The sequence below is a fragment of the Geotalea toluenoxydans JCM 15764 genome (assembly GCF_001311985.1).
Taxonomy (GTDB): domain Bacteria; phylum Desulfobacterota; class Desulfuromonadia; order Geobacterales; family Geobacteraceae; genus Geotalea; species Geotalea toluenoxydans.
Map to the genome: position 1 here is coordinate 1 of NZ_BBCJ01000025.1, position 15251 is coordinate 15251.

At 56.9% G+C, this 15251-nt stretch carries 17 protein-coding genes, 1 tRNA gene and 1 pseudogene; all 19 read left to right on the forward strand.

Going from position 1 to position 15251, the window contains the following annotated elements; genetic code table 11:
• Positions 1–62: 62 nt before the first annotated feature.
• On the forward strand, positions 63–1775 hold the full coding sequence (locus JCM15764_RS15290) for a proline--tRNA ligase (protein WP_054697248.1): 1713 nt from the start codon (positions 63–65) through the stop codon (positions 1773–1775).
• Positions 1776–1786: 11 nt separating this feature from the next.
• Positions 1787–2506 carry an orotidine-5'-phosphate decarboxylase gene (gene pyrF / locus JCM15764_RS15295; RefSeq protein WP_054697251.1) on the forward strand — a complete coding sequence of 240 codons (720 nt, stop codon included), beginning with the start codon at positions 1787–1789 and terminating at the stop codon, positions 2504–2506.
• Between the two features lie 16 nt (positions 2507–2522).
• Positions 2523–3260 (forward strand): 23S rRNA (guanosine(2251)-2'-O)-methyltransferase RlmB, encoded by a 738-nt coding sequence (gene rlmB, locus JCM15764_RS15300; RefSeq protein ID WP_054697384.1) that lies wholly within the window; start codon positions 2523–2525, stop codon positions 3258–3260.
• A 58-nt stretch (positions 3261–3318) separates the two neighbouring features.
• Positions 3319–3395 (forward strand) — tRNA-Met (locus JCM15764_RS15305).
• 740 nt (positions 3396–4135) lie between these two features.
• Positions 4136–4810, forward strand: a complete 675-nt coding sequence (locus JCM15764_RS27005; RefSeq protein WP_279384480.1) for a CoA transferase — start codon at positions 4136–4138, stop codon at positions 4808–4810.
• 118 nt (positions 4811–4928) lie between these two features.
• Positions 4929–5372 carry a CoA transferase gene (locus JCM15764_RS27010; RefSeq protein WP_279384481.1) on the forward strand — a complete coding sequence of 148 codons (444 nt, stop codon included), beginning with the start codon at positions 4929–4931 and terminating at the stop codon, positions 5370–5372.
• A pseudogene (locus JCM15764_RS15315) lies at positions 5356–6584 on the forward strand (CaiB/BaiF CoA transferase family protein). The gene JCM15764_RS27010 and the pseudogene JCM15764_RS15315 overlap by 17 nt, the downstream one beginning before the upstream one ends.
• Positions 6585–6821: 237 nt before the next feature.
• Positions 6822–8054 (forward strand): acyl-CoA dehydrogenase family protein, encoded by a 1233-nt coding sequence (locus JCM15764_RS15320; RefSeq protein ID WP_054697255.1) that lies wholly within the window; start codon positions 6822–6824, stop codon positions 8052–8054.
• Positions 8055–8306: 252 nt separating this feature from the next.
• On the forward strand, positions 8307–8987 hold the full coding sequence (locus JCM15764_RS15325; protein WP_243689130.1) for an enoyl-CoA hydratase/isomerase family protein: 681 nt from the start codon (positions 8307–8309) through the stop codon (positions 8985–8987).
• A gap of 146 nt (positions 8988–9133) precedes the next feature.
• Positions 9134–9604 (forward strand): adenine nucleotide alpha hydrolase family protein, encoded by a 471-nt coding sequence (locus JCM15764_RS24220; RefSeq protein WP_243689131.1) that lies wholly within the window; start codon positions 9134–9136, stop codon positions 9602–9604.
• A complete protein-coding gene (locus JCM15764_RS24225) occupies positions 9586–9888 on the forward strand; it encodes a hypothetical protein (protein WP_243689132.1) in 303 nt (100 codons plus the stop codon). Before JCM15764_RS24220 ends, JCM15764_RS24225 begins: the two co-directional genes overlap by 19 nt.
• Positions 9885–10331, forward strand: coding sequence for an adenine nucleotide alpha hydrolase family protein (locus JCM15764_RS24230; protein WP_243689133.1), 447 nt, complete (start codon positions 9885–9887; stop codon positions 10329–10331). The genes JCM15764_RS24225 and JCM15764_RS24230 overlap by 4 nt, the downstream gene beginning before the upstream one ends.
• A gap of 31 nt (positions 10332–10362) precedes the next feature.
• Complete coding sequence (locus JCM15764_RS24235) at positions 10363–10770, forward strand: electron transfer flavoprotein subunit alpha/FixB family protein (protein ID WP_243689134.1); 408 nt, start codon at positions 10363–10365, stop codon at positions 10768–10770.
• Position 10771: 1 nt separating this feature from the next.
• A complete protein-coding gene (locus JCM15764_RS24240) occupies positions 10772–11251 on the forward strand; it encodes a hypothetical protein (protein ID WP_243689135.1) in 480 nt (159 codons plus the stop codon).
• A complete protein-coding gene (locus tag JCM15764_RS24245) occupies positions 11185–11868 on the forward strand; it encodes a (Fe-S)-binding protein (protein ID WP_243689163.1) in 684 nt (227 codons plus the stop codon). Before JCM15764_RS24240 ends, JCM15764_RS24245 begins: the two co-directional genes overlap by 67 nt.
• Entirely contained in the window at positions 11814–12752 is a 939-nt protein-coding gene (locus JCM15764_RS24250; protein ID WP_243689136.1) for a (Fe-S)-binding protein, read from the forward strand. Before JCM15764_RS24245 ends, JCM15764_RS24250 begins: the two co-directional genes overlap by 55 nt.
• Positions 12753–12785: 33 nt before the next feature.
• Positions 12786–13226, forward strand: a complete 441-nt coding sequence (gene bbsA, locus JCM15764_RS15345) for a benzoylsuccinyl-CoA thiolase subunit BbsA (RefSeq protein WP_054697258.1) — start codon at positions 12786–12788, stop codon at positions 13224–13226.
• Positions 13227–13272: 46 nt separating this feature from the next.
• Positions 13273–14496 (forward strand): benzoylsuccinyl-CoA thiolase subunit BbsB, encoded by a 1224-nt coding sequence (gene bbsB / locus JCM15764_RS15350; protein WP_054697262.1) that lies wholly within the window; start codon positions 13273–13275, stop codon positions 14494–14496.
• Positions 14486–15229 carry an SDR family NAD(P)-dependent oxidoreductase gene (locus tag JCM15764_RS15355; protein ID WP_054697265.1) on the forward strand — a complete coding sequence of 248 codons (744 nt, stop codon included), beginning with the start codon at positions 14486–14488 and terminating at the stop codon, positions 15227–15229. The genes bbsB and JCM15764_RS15355 overlap by 11 nt, the downstream gene beginning before the upstream one ends.
• Positions 15230–15251: the final 22 nt, after the last annotated feature.

Sequence of the window (15251 nt, forward strand, 5' to 3'; positions counted from 1 at the left end):
GGTGAGGGGTGAGGGGTGAGGCGCGTGCCCCATTGTTTTTTTATTGAGAAAGTGAGATTCGTATGCGTTATTCGCAGTACTTTATTCCGACAGTCAAGGAAACCCCTTCCGATGCGGAGGTCATATCACACCAGCTCATGTTGCGCGGCGGCATGATCCGCAAACTGGCGGCGGGCGTTTACAATTATCTCCCCCTTGGGCTTCGTTCCATCCGCAAGGTGGAAAACATTGTCCGTGAGGAGATGAATCGTGCCGGCGCCATCGAACTGCTGATGCCGACTGTCCAGCCTGCGGAGCTTTGGCAGGAGTCGGGACGCTGGGAGCAGTACGGCAAGGAACTGCTCCGCTTCAGGGACCGCAAGGATACGGAATTCTGTCTCGGACCAACCCACGAAGAGGTCATTACCGATCTGGTGAGGCGCGAGGTAAAGAGCTACCGGCAACTCCCGATCAATCTCTATCAGATACAGGGCAAGTTCCGTGACGAGATCCGCCCCCGTTTCGGCCTCATGCGCGGTCGTGAGTTCATCATGAAAGATGCCTACTCCTTTGACGTGGACGAAAAAGCTGCAGACATCTCCTACGACAAGATGTACCAGGCCTATCGGCGCATCTTCGAGCGCTGTGGACTCAAATTTCGCGCCGTTGAGGCGGACACCGGAAGCATCGGTGGTTCCTGGTCCCACGAGTTCATGGTGCTGGCCGAGTCCGGTGAAGACGCAATTGTCTCCTGCACTGCCTGTGACTATGCAGCCAATGTGGAAAAAGCTGAAGCACGTCAGTCGGCGGTTAGCGAGCACGCCGATCCCCGCGATCTGGAGAAGGTGGCAACACCCGACAAAAAGAGCATCGAAGAGGTTGCTTCCTTCCTTGCCGTTCACGAGTCATCTCTGGTCAAGACCCTGGTCCTCCTGGCCGATAATGAGCCGGTGGTGGCGCTTTTGCGGGGTGACCACGAGCTGAATGAGATCAAGTTGAAAAATATCCTCGGCTGTGACACCCTTGAGATGGCGGGCGAAGAGGTGGTTGTCAAGGTTACCGGTGCACCGACCGGTTTTGCCGGGCCTGTTGGGTTGAAGGCAAAAATTATTGCCGACCTGGCCGTCCAGGGAATGAAAAATTTCGTCACCGGTGCCAATGCCAAGGACCTGCACCTGAAAAACGTCAACCTGGGCCGGGATTTCAACGTAACCACCTTTGCCGATATCCGCAACGTGGTTCTCGGCGATCCTTGCCCACGCTGCGAGAGCGGCACACTGGAGATGTGGCGTGGCATCGAAGTCGGTCACGTCTTCAAACTGGGCACCAAGTATTCCAAGGCCATGAAGGCAACTTATCTGGACGCTGACGGCAAGGAGCAGATCATCTTCATGGGGTGCTACGGCATCGGCATCGGGCGTACCGTTGCCGCCTGCATCGAGCAGAATCACGACGAGAACGGCATTATCTTCCCGCTCCCCATCGCCCCGTTCCATTGCATCATTTCCGCCCTTAATATGAAGGAAGACGTGGTCAGGGAAGCATCGGAAGCAATATACGGCCAGCTCGCAGCAGCCGGGATTGAAGTGCTGCTGGATGATCGTGACGAGCGGCCCGGCTTCAAGTTCAAGGATGCCGATCTGATTGGCATTCCCCTGCGCATCGTCGTGGGGAGCAAGAATCTGGCCGACGGGAAGGTGGAGCTCAAATGTCGCCGATCCGGCGAGGTGGAGTTGCTTTCCATGGCCGATGCCGTGGAAAAAGTAAAAGCCGCAGTTAATACTGCGTTGAAATAGAAGGTGAAGCAATGACCAGAGACGAAGCACGGGCAAAGATAATTTTCGCCCTTGATGTAAATGAGTTCAGCGATGTTGAGAAATGGGCAGACCTGCTTTCGCCCCATGTGGGGATGTTCAAGGTGGGAAAGCAGCTTTATACCGCCTGCGGTCCAGCCGTGGTGCGGATGATCCAGAAATACGGCGGCGAGGTGTTTCTAGACCTTAAATATCATGATATTCCCAACACCGTGGCCATGGCCTCCCTCGAAGCGGCCCGCATGGGTGTGAAGCTGTTCAATCTCCATGCCCTTGGCGGCTACGAGATGATGGCCAAAACGGTGGAGACGCTGGATAAGGAATTCAAGGGGGAAGAGCGGGGGAAAGTTCTTGCAGTGACCATTCTCACCTCTTCCAATGAGCAAACCTTGCAAGAGGTCGGGATAAACCTGCCGGTGCCGGAAATGGTTGTGAAACTTGCATCTCTGGCCAAAAAGGCGGGCATTGACGGCGTAGTCGCTTCTCCCCAGGAGGTGCCGCTGATCCGTGAAGCCTGCGGCAACGATTTTCTCATCGTTACTCCCGGTGTTCGGCCGGCCTTTGCCGCTGCCGATGATCAGAAAAGGATCATGACACCGGCTGAAGCAGTGAAAAGCGGTGCCGATTACCTGGTAATCGGGCGGCCTATCGCCGCTGCGCCGAATCCTGCAGAAGCCGCACAAGCCATTGTAGCGGAGATTGTCGCAGGCTGAAAGGATCATCGCCACCATGAAAGATGAAATCATATACGGGCTCAACTCGGTTATGGAGGCTCTCCGCGGGAAACGGAGGGCCTTCGAGCTTTTTGTCGCCAGCGGCAGCAGTGATCGCCGTTTGGAAAAACTTCTCGATCTTGCTGAAGAGAAGAGGGTGCCTGTGCGCCACCGGGACAAGCGGGATATTTCCCGGCTCTGCGGTACTGATCACCATCAGGGGGTCGCTTTACGGGCAGAACGATTTGCCTATGTGCAACTGGCTGATATACTGGAATCTGAAACGGCCCGCAGCAACGGCCTGTTGTTGGTTCTGGACGGTGTGCAGGACCCGCACAATCTGGGTGCACTGATTCGCAGTGCGGCCTGTGCCGGAGCCCAGGGAGTGATTATCCCCAAAGACCGTGCAGTAGGGGTAACAGCGGCAGTTGAAAAAGCTTCGGCCGGCGCCATTGAAACCATTGCGGTTGCAGAGGTGACCAACATCGCCCAGACCCTGGATGAGCTGAAAGCTGCCGGATTCTGGATCTACGGAGCAGACGGCGAATCACCCATCTCTATCTTCGAACAGAAATTGACCGGAGCCGTGGCGCTGGTCATCGGCAGCGAAGGGGAGGGGATCAGGCCGCTGGTAAAGAAGAGATGTGACATCCTGGTGTCGATTCCGCTTAAAGGGGGCGTCAACTCCCTCAATGCCTCGGTTGCCGGAGGGATCATGCTCTTCGAAGTGGTGCGGCAGCGGGATAAAAAATAAATTTTCAAATTATTCCATTGACAGCAAGTGTCTGGTTAGGGTATAAATAACAAGTTAACGCGGGGTGGAGCAGTCTGGTAGCTCGTCGGGCTCATAACCCGAAGGTCAGAGGTTCAAATCCTCTCCCCGCAACCAAATAAATTTCAGGGACTTGCGTGAAAAGCGCAAGTCCCTTTTTTTGTGTGCGCCCGGCAGGGCGCGTGGCTTCATTCGCGTCATGTCCTATGGGCAGAGGTTCGCCCATAGTATTTCTTGTGAAGATAATGTTACAGCAAGAACCAAATGGCAGATGCAATGCTTTTGATGATCCAGCCGAAGACAAGGTTACGCCCCAACGGAGAATTTCATCATTTGATAAAAGATGACGGGAACCGGGGGCCTGTTTTAAAAATAATAAAACTTCGAATGATGATCTTTTCGCTCCTCTAATCCTTCCCCACCTTCGTTTTTTCCTGGGCGTGTGCGCTTACAACTAGTTTGAATTTCATTATTTTTGCAATTTCTCCCTCCGTTGGCAGTTCTTTCTCCCTGTGGCCCTCCTAAATTTATTCATAAAATAAAATAACATTCAAATCTCATCTAATAATTTAAGTCTCCGGCATAATGGGTTGTTATATAAGAGGATTGAATCCTGCTTTAATGGGACAGATTTGGTTGGGTGAAAAATAAAAACAGTGTTTGGCATATTAAGTGCTTATGTTGTGGTAATTCACAAGTATACGAACCTATTGCCCGGCAATTACAGGGTTATTCGCTGAAAAAGTTTCATAGAACTATGATTTATATTATGGAATCGAAATTTGGACACCGTGTCGTGTTTATTTTCGGGCAAAGAGCTGCCGGCAGAGCCGACATTGGCTGAAGGAGAAGAGAGAGTGTGTGAAACAAGCTCATTATCAGAATTAAGAATACTGGATTTCACCGGTGAGCTTGGTCCTTATGCGGCAAAGCTCTATGCGGGCCTTGGGGCAGATGTCATCCATGTGGAGCCGATCACCGGAGATCCGTTGCGTTCCATCGGCCCCTTCTATGAAAACCTGCCTGGAATCGAAAGAAGCCTGCAGTTCATCTATTACAACGCCGGCAAGAGGGGAATGGCGCTGGATTTGAACAAAGAGAAGGGCAGGGAGGTTTTTGTTGAACTGTGCAAGGGGGCTGATCTGTTGTTCGAGAGCTTCACCCCCGGTTATCTGGACAATCTGGGTCTTTCATATGATGTCCTGAGTGCTGCCAATCCCAAGCTGGTACAGACCTCAATCACCCCGTTCGGTTCCTTCGGACCGTACAGCGCATATCCCGGATCTGATCTGACCTGCTCGGCACTTGGCGGTTTTCTGTATCTGGCCGGTATAGAGAACGACAAGCCGGTTAGAGCCTGTGACAATCAGTCGTACAGAATGGCGGAAGTTTACGCGGCGGTCGGCAGTTCGATTGCCGCGCTGTTCGCTCAAAGAACCGGAATTGGCCAATTTGTCGATGTGTCCTGCATGGAGGCGGTCGGGATGGCCCTCGAGACTGCGCCCAGTGCTGGGACCTTGAGGGGACCCTGAGACGGGGCAGAGGCAAAGAGGCCGGATCTGCAACAATCCATCCCTGCAAGGACGGCTTTGTGGCGATCGTCGCCATTATGGGCAGGAACAAGGCATGTGGGAGCCTTTCGTACAATGGATGAAGGATGAAAACGTTGAAGAGTGGGAAGTTTTTGACAACGATCACTGGATCGAGCAGGCATATCGGGAATCCAGGGAAGCATACGGAATGTTCTGTCATGTATTCGAACGCTTCACGATGCAACATACCAAACAATATCTCTATGATGCCGGGCAGGCGCACAAAGTCGCAATCAGTCCTGTCAGCAACGGCAAAGACCTCCTGGAGAATCCCCAGCTGATCCACCACGACTTCTGGAAGAGTTTGAACCATGAACCCGTTGGTGGAGAAGTGGTCTGTCCCGGCCCCCCTTACGTGTTCGGGAATCTGAAATGGCGTCTGGGTGATACCGTTCCCGTTTTCGGCCAGCACACGGCCGAAATACTTGGCGAATGCGGCTATAGCTCTGATGAAATTGAGGCGCTTGCAAAAGAGGGGGTTGTCCATGTTGCAAAATCTTAAGAAAGCCCTTGAAGGTATTGTGGTGTGCGACTTTTCCTGGGTGGGTGCCGGTCCCATTGCGACCAACGTCCTGGGGCAATGCGGCGCAGAGGTTATCAAGATAGAGAGCAAGAGCCGGCCGGACCTCCTGAGAACAGGGGGACCGTTCAAGGACGGGATCGGCGAGGGGCTGGAGCGTAGCGGCTATTTTGCCAACCGCAATCCCAACAAAAAGGGCATCGCCCTGGACATGAGTCACCCCAAGGCCCGGGCAGTTGCCGTACGGCTGATCAAAAAGAGCGACATCATCATCAACAACTTTCGCGTGGGACAGATGGAGAAGTGGAACCTGGGGTGGGAGGACGTCAAAAAAATCAACCCGAGGATCATCTACGTAACCATGAGTCTGCAGGGTGACAGCGGGCCGCAAAAGAGCTACATGGGATTCGGGGTAAACCTGAATGCCCTGTGCGGCCTGACCGCCAGGACATGTTTCCCCGGCGAGAGGCCCTTTGGAACCGGCACCAACTATACGGACCATGTCATGGCGCCCAGCCACACTCTGTTCGGCATCATGCCGCCCTGCTCGATCGTGAGAAGACAGGGAAAGGACAGACGATAGCCATTTCCCAGCTGAAATCCGCCATCAGCATGGCGCCCACCAGTGTGATGGCCTATGCGGCCAATGGAGATACTCTGGGCCCGGCGGGGCTCGGCGATCCCCATGCAGCACCCCATGGATTATACACTACTCTCGGTTACCGGAAATGGATTGCCATTGCCGTGTTCAGTGAAGATGAATGGCGAGCGCTCAAGAAAGTAATGGGCAACCCCGCCTGGACTGAGGATGTGAAGTTCACCTCCCTGCAGAGCCGCAAGGAAAACGAGGTGGAACTGAACGACTGGATCGAAGATTGGACCAGAGGACAGCACGCGGACCAGCTCATGGCCGAACTGCTGCAAAACGGCGTCAGAGCAGGGGTAGTCAACGATGCCCGCGGGGCCATCGAAGACAAGCACCTGCGGCAGCGAGAATTCTGGTCATACCTGGACCATCCGGTAATGGGGCGCACCCTGTACAACAGGGCCCCGATCCGCCTGACCAAGACCCCGCTACGGATGGAAACGGCAGCCCCCCTCCTGGGCCAGCACACCAATGAGGTACTGAAGGGGATGCTCGACTATACGGACGAAGAGATCGCGACGCTCACCGAGGAAAAGGTGCTCGTGTAGCTGCCTTCAACCTCAATGCGTGACGCGGCACGCAGATTACGCCCCGTAGGGGAAGATTGCCGGTAGCCCGGCGATTCATCGCCGGGATTAAAACGATAGGTTCTTTCGTCACGTACGTGACTGAAGGATTAATCCTATCCCCACACCGGGGGATGAATCCCCCGGCTACAGACATTCTGTCCCACTGGGACGAAACCAAATGTGACAAAGCAGAACTAAACCATCAGGAGAACAAGAATGGATTTCAGCATACCCGAAGAATACATGATGCTCAAAGAATCGATGCGGGAGTTCGTGAAACGTGAACTGATGCCGCTGGAAAAGACGCTCCTGGAGCGTGAACTTTCCCTCTGGACCCAGCCCGGCCACCTTATCCCTGACGAGGATCACAAACGGCTTTTGCAGAAGACAAAGGACCTCGGCTTCTGGGGTCTTGAGGTGGATGAGGAGTTCGGCGGCCAGGGGCTGGGGATGCTGGCCAAGACCCTGGTGGTGGAGGAACTTTCCAAGAGCCTGGTCGGTTTCTCCAACCACGGCTTCACCCTTCCGCCGGACGCCCCCAACCTGTACTACCTGCACGATTGCTGCGGTCCCAGGCAGCGGGAAAAGTACTTCGTACCATACTGCAACGGCGAGGTCGACTCAGCCATGGCCTGTACCGAACCGGGAGCCGGATCGGACGTGAGCGGCTTGAAGACCAAAGCGGTGAAGAAGGGTAACAAGTGGGTCATCAACGGCACCAAGACCTTCATCAGCAAATGTGACTATGACAACGTCTTCTTCATCGTCATCGCGGTCACCGATCCCAGCGCGGCGAGCAAAGACCGGTTTACGGCCTTTCTCATCGACCGGGAGCATCCGGGGGTACGGATCGGCAAGGAGATTCCGGTTATCGGGCCGATGCCGACCTGGGACCTGATCCTTGAGGAAGTGGAGGTGGATGACGACGCCATTCTCGGCGAGGTGGGCAAGGCGTTCATCCCGCTGCAGAACCGATTCGGCGTGCGCCGCATCGAGCTGGCCTCCAGCTGTACCGGTATGGCGGAGCGGCTGATCCAGATGATGATCGACCAAGCCAACACCCGCGTCACCTTCGGCCAACCGCTGGCGGACCGGGGCACCATCCAGAACTGGATCGCCGACTCCACCATGGAGTTGGAACAGGTCCGCTTGCTGCTCTACTACGCAGCCTGGAAATCGGATCAGGGGCACAAGGACCTGCGGATCGAAGGGGCGAGCGTCAAGGTGGCAGCGACAGAAATGCTGACCAGGGTGGCTGACCGGGCGATCCAGATCCATGGGGGTGTGGGGGTTTCACACGAACTGGGGATCGAATATGTCGCCCGGCATGTGCGGCTGTGGCGCATCCTGGAAGGCCCTTCCGAAGTCCACCGGTGGCTGATCGCCCGGCAGCTCTTGAAGGAGAAGAAGCCTTACAATCCCTTCATCGTTGCCAGTGATGAAGGGTAGGCCGAGTTACGAGCTACAGCGGCGTTTCCCCCTCTCCCTAGCCCTCTCCCACCAGGGAGAGGGGATCTTACCTTCCCTTATTTCGATGGGAGGGGCTGGGGGGGTGCAAGAGACTGATCATAAGCACGAACGTTAAGGACACTGATCGATAAAGGAGAAAGCAATGGGAGTTGATTTCGTAACAGAGGGGAATGTGGCCTATATCACCCTGAACCGGCCCGATGCCATGAATTCACTGGACCGGAAGGGCTGGTGCGGCTGGCGGAGATCTGGGGCGAGGTGAAGAGCAATCCGGATATCCGCGTTGCGGTACTGACCGGCGCCGGGGAGAAGGCATTCTGCACCGGCACCGACATGAAGAAGTCGAAGGTGCCGGACGAATGCATGGCCGCCCTCTACTACAAGGAGGGACAGCCGATTATCCCGCACATGAAGATGTGGAAGCCGATCATCGCCTGTATCAACGGTTACGCCATTGGCGGTGGTCTGGAAATGGCCCTGGCGTGTGACCTGCGGATCTGCAGCACTACGGCCAAGTTCGGCCTGACGGAAACCAAGGTGGCGAGCCTTGCCGGACTGAACGGGACCCAGTGCCTGCCGCGGGCCATTCCCCAGGCGGTGGCCATGAAGATGCTTCTGACCGGCGAAATGATCGACGCCGCCGAGGCGCACCGGGTCGGTCTGGTGAGCGATGTTGCCGAACCTGACCAGCTGATGGCGCTGGCCAGGAAATATGCGGAAAAAATCGCAGGCAACGCACCCCTGAGCGTCATGGCTGCCAAACAGGCGGCAGTGATGGGGATGGACATGCCGCTCCCCCATGCCATCGACTTCTCGTACCTGTTGTGGGGAATCCTGCGGGATACGGAAGACCGGAAAGAGGGATTCACCGCCTTTGCCGAGAAGCGGGCGCCCCAGTATCGGGGGCGGTAGTAGTACGGCAGAAAAGTCCCCCTTTGAAAAGGTAGTAGTTTGATGTTGACGTAACCCGCGCTTTGAAATCCCCCCCGCCCCCCTTTCATAAAGGGGGGAGTGATCGTTACAAAGGTGGCAAATTCAGCAAAGTCAGGAGCCAAATTATGCACATAGTCGTCTTGGCAAAGGTAGTCCCCGATTACGAAGTCCCTTCGGCGGACTTCGAACTGGTGGAGAACAGGGCCCATCCCCGTTATACGCGCATGATCGGCCTGTATGATGAGAACGCCGTCGAGGTGGGGGTGCAGCTGAAGGAGAAGCTCGGGGCGGATCTGACCATTGTCTCCTATGGGCTCAGTGACGACGTGCAGTTCCTCAGAAAGGCGCTGGCCATGGGTGCGGACAAGGTGGTCCTGGTGGAGGGGAATTCGGACGATCCCTACGTGATCGCCGCCAACCTGAAGGATGCCATCGACCGGCAGGGGAACGTGGACCTGGTCCTGGCGGGTCGCCAGTCCTCAGACATGGACCGGGGTGTCGTTCCGGGGGTGCTGGCCGGCATGCTCGACCTCCCCTTTGTCCCCCAGGCCTGCAGCGCTGAGTCCGTGGACGGCGGATGGAAAATCGCCAGATAACCGAAAACGGCAAGCGGCTCTTGAAGCTCTCCGGCAAGGGGGTGCTCTCCATCACCAGCGTCCCGGAGAACGTCCCCCGGATACCGGCGGTGAAGTCGATTTTTGCGGCCAAGAAGAAGCCGGTGGAAAAGCTGGCCGAGATAGGGACTCGGAAGATGAGCATTTCCGAACTATCGGTGTCCATCCCCAAGGTGGAGTCCAACTGCGAACAGATACCGGCCGATGACATGGACGAGGCTGTCCGTCAGCTACTGAGAAGGCTCAAGGAGGAGCGGTACCTATGAAAACTCTGATCATCGAAACCGCCAATGCCAAGCTCCTCGGGGAGCTGGTAACCGCAGCAAGGATCTTCAGCCCGACCCCCGATGTGGTCGTGCTGGGAGCAGGCGAGCTTCCGGGGAGCTACGGCAAGGGGTATCGGGTTCCCGACACCCTGGGGGCGAACCTGGGAACGGGGCTTGCCGACCTCATCAAGAGCGAGGGATACGAATTGATCCTCCTCAGCGCGACGGCCATCGGCAGCGGTCTGGCCGGTCCCCTGGCGGTCAGCCTGGGTGCGCCGATCCTTTCCGAGGTCACCGCCATTACCCCTGATCTCACCATCGAGCGGTCACTCTACGGCTCCAAAGCTGTTGCCCGCTACAAGGTGGAGTCGGGTCCGCTGGTCCTGACCATCAAGCGCAAATATTTCGAGGCAGTAGTCCTGGAAGGTACGACGCGACCGTAGATCTGCCTGCCGGACCCAGAGGATCGCCCTTTTGGAAGAAATCGACGAGGAGCGCCAGGGGGTTCCCCTGGAAGACGCGGAGGTGATCGTTACCGGCGGCAGGGGAATCGGCAGCGGCGACAACTTTGCCATTCTGAACGATATGGCCGGCCTCTTGAACGGGGCGGTCGGGGCATCCCGGGGGGCGGTGGACGAGGGGTGGATGCCCCCCGGCGCCCAGATCGGACAGACCGGCAAAATCGTGGCGCCCAACGTCTATTTCGCCGTCGGCGTCTCTGGAGCGAGCCAGCATCTGGCAGGCATCTCAAACGCTAAGTGCGTCGTCGCCATCAACAAGGATAATGAGGCGAATATATTTAAACGGGCCCGGTTCGGCATTGTGGGGGACTACAAAAAGGCGGTGCCTGCCCTGATCAACGCCCTCAAGGAGAGTGCCTGATATGGAACGGGTCCCCTACTGGAATATCAGCTTCGGCCTCCTGATCGATATCCTTTCCCTGCCGGCCCTGGCCATCTTCGGGTACGGCATCTATCGCCACTGGCTGCGCATACGGCAAGGTAAGGCGAGCGTCAGGCTGGGGCTGACCCTGGACGCGTTGAAGGTGGGACCGCTCTACCTGCGCTCCTTCCTCACCAAGGGCATCGTCGGGACCCGCATCTACAAAAAGCTGTTCACCGGCATGGCCCACGGTTTCCTGTTCTGGGGGATGGTCGTCTTGACCGTGGGGACCATACTGGTATTTGCCAATGTGCTGTTCGGCATCCCCGTGTTCAGGGTGAGTTCAATCGTCTCTTTATGGGAGCTTTCCTGGACGCCGCCGGGCTGGCTGCCCTGGCCGGTGTACTGTTCCTCCTGGTACGAAGGCTCTTCCCCCCCGAGCGACTTACCTGCTTCAAGGCCAATTCCGCCTTTGTGCTGATCGAAGTGGGGATTATCGCCATCATCGTGACAGGCTTCTTCATCGAGGGGGCGCGCATCGCCCAGAACGGCGCCGATCCCGGTTCGTTCGTGGGCAACTGGCTGGCAGCCCAGCTGGCTACGGGAGGGCTCCCGACAGTCCACAGGTATCTCTGGTGGACCCACGGCCTGCTCGCCCTTGCCCTGATCGCCTATATCCCATTCTCGCCCCTGGTCCATCTGGTGCTGGCCCCGGCCAATGCGGGGCTCGACATCCCGGTTCCCGGCCCCAAGATGGGGGTCATGGACTTCGAGGCCTTAGAAGGGGAAGGAGAGGAGACGCCGAGCCTGGGGGTGAGCAAACTGGGCGATTTCAGTCGCAAGAACCTGTTGGACATCTTCACCTGTCTGAAATGCGGCCGGTGTCACGAGGTCTGCCCTGCGGCCCAGACCGGGAAAAAGCTCTCCCCCAAGGGGGTCATGGTGACCCTTGCCGAGTATCTGCAGCAGGGGAAGATGGAGGACGAGTCGCTCCTCGACACCATCACCACCGATGCCATCTACAACTGCACTACTTGTGCGGCATGCATGGAGGCCTGCCCGGTGGCGGTGAACCAGCCAATGCCATCCTCAGGATGAGGCAGCACCTGTTGATGGAGCGGTCGGAGATGCCCGAGATCATGGGGCAGGCAAACCGGAGTCTGGAGGCGCGCCATCACCCCTTCATCGGCACCGGCTTCGGCCCTAACGACTGGCGCAAGGGGCTGGATGTCCCGATCTTTGAAAAGGGAAAGACGGAGTATCTCCTCTGGATCGGTTGCTCGGTTGCCTACGAAGAGCGGGCCCAGCATATTGGCCGGGCCATGGTCGCCATCCTCAAGAATGCCGGCGTTTCCTTCGGCATCCTGGAAGAAAACCGCTGCACCGGCGATCCGGCCAAGCAGATGGGGAACGAGTTCCTCTTCACCGAGATCGCCGGCCAGAACATCGAGGAGTTCAACGACCTGGGGGTGACCAAGGTCATCACCCTGTGCCCCCATTGCTTCAACAGCTTTACCCGCCATTACCCGCTCCTGGGGGCGAAGTTCGACGTCGTCCCCCACGCGATCATGATACGCGACCTGGTGGAGGCCGGGAAGATCACGCTTAAAAACAGCGGACAGGCCATCTGCTACCACGACCCCTGCTATCTGGGAAGGCACAACCGCTTTCTGTCGGAACCGCGCCAGGTGGTCTCGTCGGTGGGGCAACTGGTGGAAATGCCCAGACACGGGTGCGAAAGCTTCTGCTGCGGCGCCGGCGGTGGCAATTACTGGACCGAGGAAGAGGGAACCCGGATCAATCAGACCAGGGCAAAGGAGGCGCTGGATACGGGCGCCAAGACCATCGCCACCGCCTGTCCGTTCTGCATGCTGATGCTGACGGACGGGCTGAAGAAGTTCACTGAAGAGCAGATGGTGAAGGATATCGCCGAACTGGTATGCAGCCAGATGGAACATGGAACAGAGAACGTTTCGCAATAAGAGACGTCGGAAAATACCTTGAGGAGGAGCGTCATGGCTCAGGAAGAAGCCCAGAAAAAGAAAACCAAGGAAAAGGAACCAGATATTACGTTTTTTCACCCTGGCATATTGGAAGTGCCAAAGGATGGGAGCCTTCCCTACCTGAAGGGGTATCGTTGCAAGAAGTGCGGTCAACTGGATTTTATGACCGAGATGTGCACCAGCTGCTGGAGCCAGGAGTTCGAAATAGTCCCCCTCTCCCGCAGGGGAAAGGTCTACAGCTTTTCGGATATCTACATCGGGCAACAGGGGCTGGCAACTCCATACATCTTCGCCTATGTTGATCTCCCCGAAAACATCCGGGTATTCACCCAGTTGGAGGGAGAGGTCAACACCTACAAATGCGACGAAGAGGTGGAGCTGACCCTGGGGCCAATCAGGATGAACAACGATAATCTGCCGATCGTGAGCTACAAGTTCAAGAAGATCGGTTGAGCATAGAGCACATACAATCGAGACCAGAGAAACAGGAGATTTTCATATGAAATTACAGCGTGAAGTATATATAGCAGGAGTGGGAGAAACGAAATTCGGCAAGCACACTGTCGATTTCGATGTCCTGGGGAGGGAAGCCGCCCTCCAGGCCATGAGGGGGTCCAATATCGACCGGCCCGACATGGTCCAGAGTGCCTATGTGGGAAATGGAATGAACGACATGGTGACCGGTCAGACCGTCTTCAGGGGGCTGGGGATGTGCGGCCCGAATCTGCCGATCATCAATGTGCAGAGTGCCTGCTCAGCCGGGGCCATGGCGGTTTTCTGCGCCATCAAGGATGTGGCCACCGGCGTTACCGACCTCTCCATAGGCGTTGGTTGTGAGAACCATACCATGCACAGGCAGAGCGGGGCCGCATTCAGTGCGGCAAGGTCGGACATCGAGACCATGCACGGGGCGGTGATGACCGGCAAGTATGCCATGCGGGCGACCCGGTATATGCACGAAACCGGCGCAACCATCGAGGATCTGGCAATGATCACGGTGAAGAACCGCAAACATGCCACCCACAACCCCCATGCCTGGTTCAAGGGGCCGATCACCATTGAAGAGGTGGTCAATTCCCGCATGGTTGCCTATCCCATGACCCTGCAGCAGTGCTGCGGCATTGCCGACGGGGCTGCCGCCGTGGTGGTAGGCTCAAAAGAGATGATGAAAAAACTGGGGATCGCCAAACCGGTAAAGGTTGCCGGCGTGGTGGTGGAGTCGGGGCCTTACCATAACCGCCCCCGGGACATTACCGGCGACGACATCACCGAGACCACTTCTGAGAAACTCTATGAAGAGTCCGGCATCGGTCCTGATGAGGTGAACATCCTTGAGTTGCACGATGCCTTCACCATCTCCGAACTCCTCTACTACGAGTGCATGGGGCTCTGTAAAAAGGGAGAGGGGCTCAAGTTCCTGAGGGACGGTCAGTCCACTTACGGCGGCAAATGCGTGGTGAGCCCCCGGGGGGGGATGCTCTCCTACGGTCACCCGATCGGCGCATCCGGTGCCGCCCAGGTTGCCCAGAACGTGAAGCAGCTGCGGGGAGAGGCCGGCGGCCACCAGGTGGGGCCAACCCCCAAGGTTGCCATGTCTCATGTTACGGGGGGCGGGCTTTCCGGAACCGAGCATGCGGCCTGCACCATGCACATGCTGGTCAAGTTGGTAAGACCGTTGGGACATTTTTCAGGAAATAGCAAGGAGGCAGACCATGAAGGATAGGGTAGCAGTTATAGTTGGAGCAACGGACGACGTGGGGCGGGCGATCAGCACCCGGTTTGCCCGGAGCGGGGCGCGCACGGTGCTGATCGACATCGACCGCCAACCGCTGGCAGAGACTTTGCGCATGGTGGAGGAGGCAGGGGGCAGGGGGGAAATCCTTGCCCTTGACCCCACCGATGCCCAGGCGGTCAAGGGGGCAGTAGAGAGTCTGGCGAAAAGATACGATTCAATCGATGTTCTCGTCAACAATATCGACCGTAAAGATGCGTCTACGGCCGCAAGCACCATTGAGAGCTGGGAGCGTTCCCTGAGGGACAATGTGGTACCGCTGGTTTCGTTCTGTCTCAACATCATTCCGGTCATGAAAAAGAGGGGCTACGGCCGGATCGTAAATGTGGGCAGCCTCGATTATCTGGGTACGGCCAATCAATCTCCCTACAGCACATCCAAATCGGCCGTCTTCGGGTTGACCCGCTCTTTTGCCCTGGAACTGGCCAAGGACGGCATTACCGTCAACCAGATCCTGAAAGGTGACATCAAGACCACAGCGGATGCCCTTTCCCCGGAGGCCGAGGAGCAAAGTGCGGCACGATTGCCGGTGCAGCGCCTTGGAAAGCCCGAGGATATTGCCTATGCCGCAACCTATTTTGCTTCGGAAATCAGCCGCTATGTTACGGGACAGAACCTTATCGTTTGCGGCGGCAAAAGTATCTATTCGTCAATGTCCGCATAAGGCTGCGGACTGGTCAGGAGGA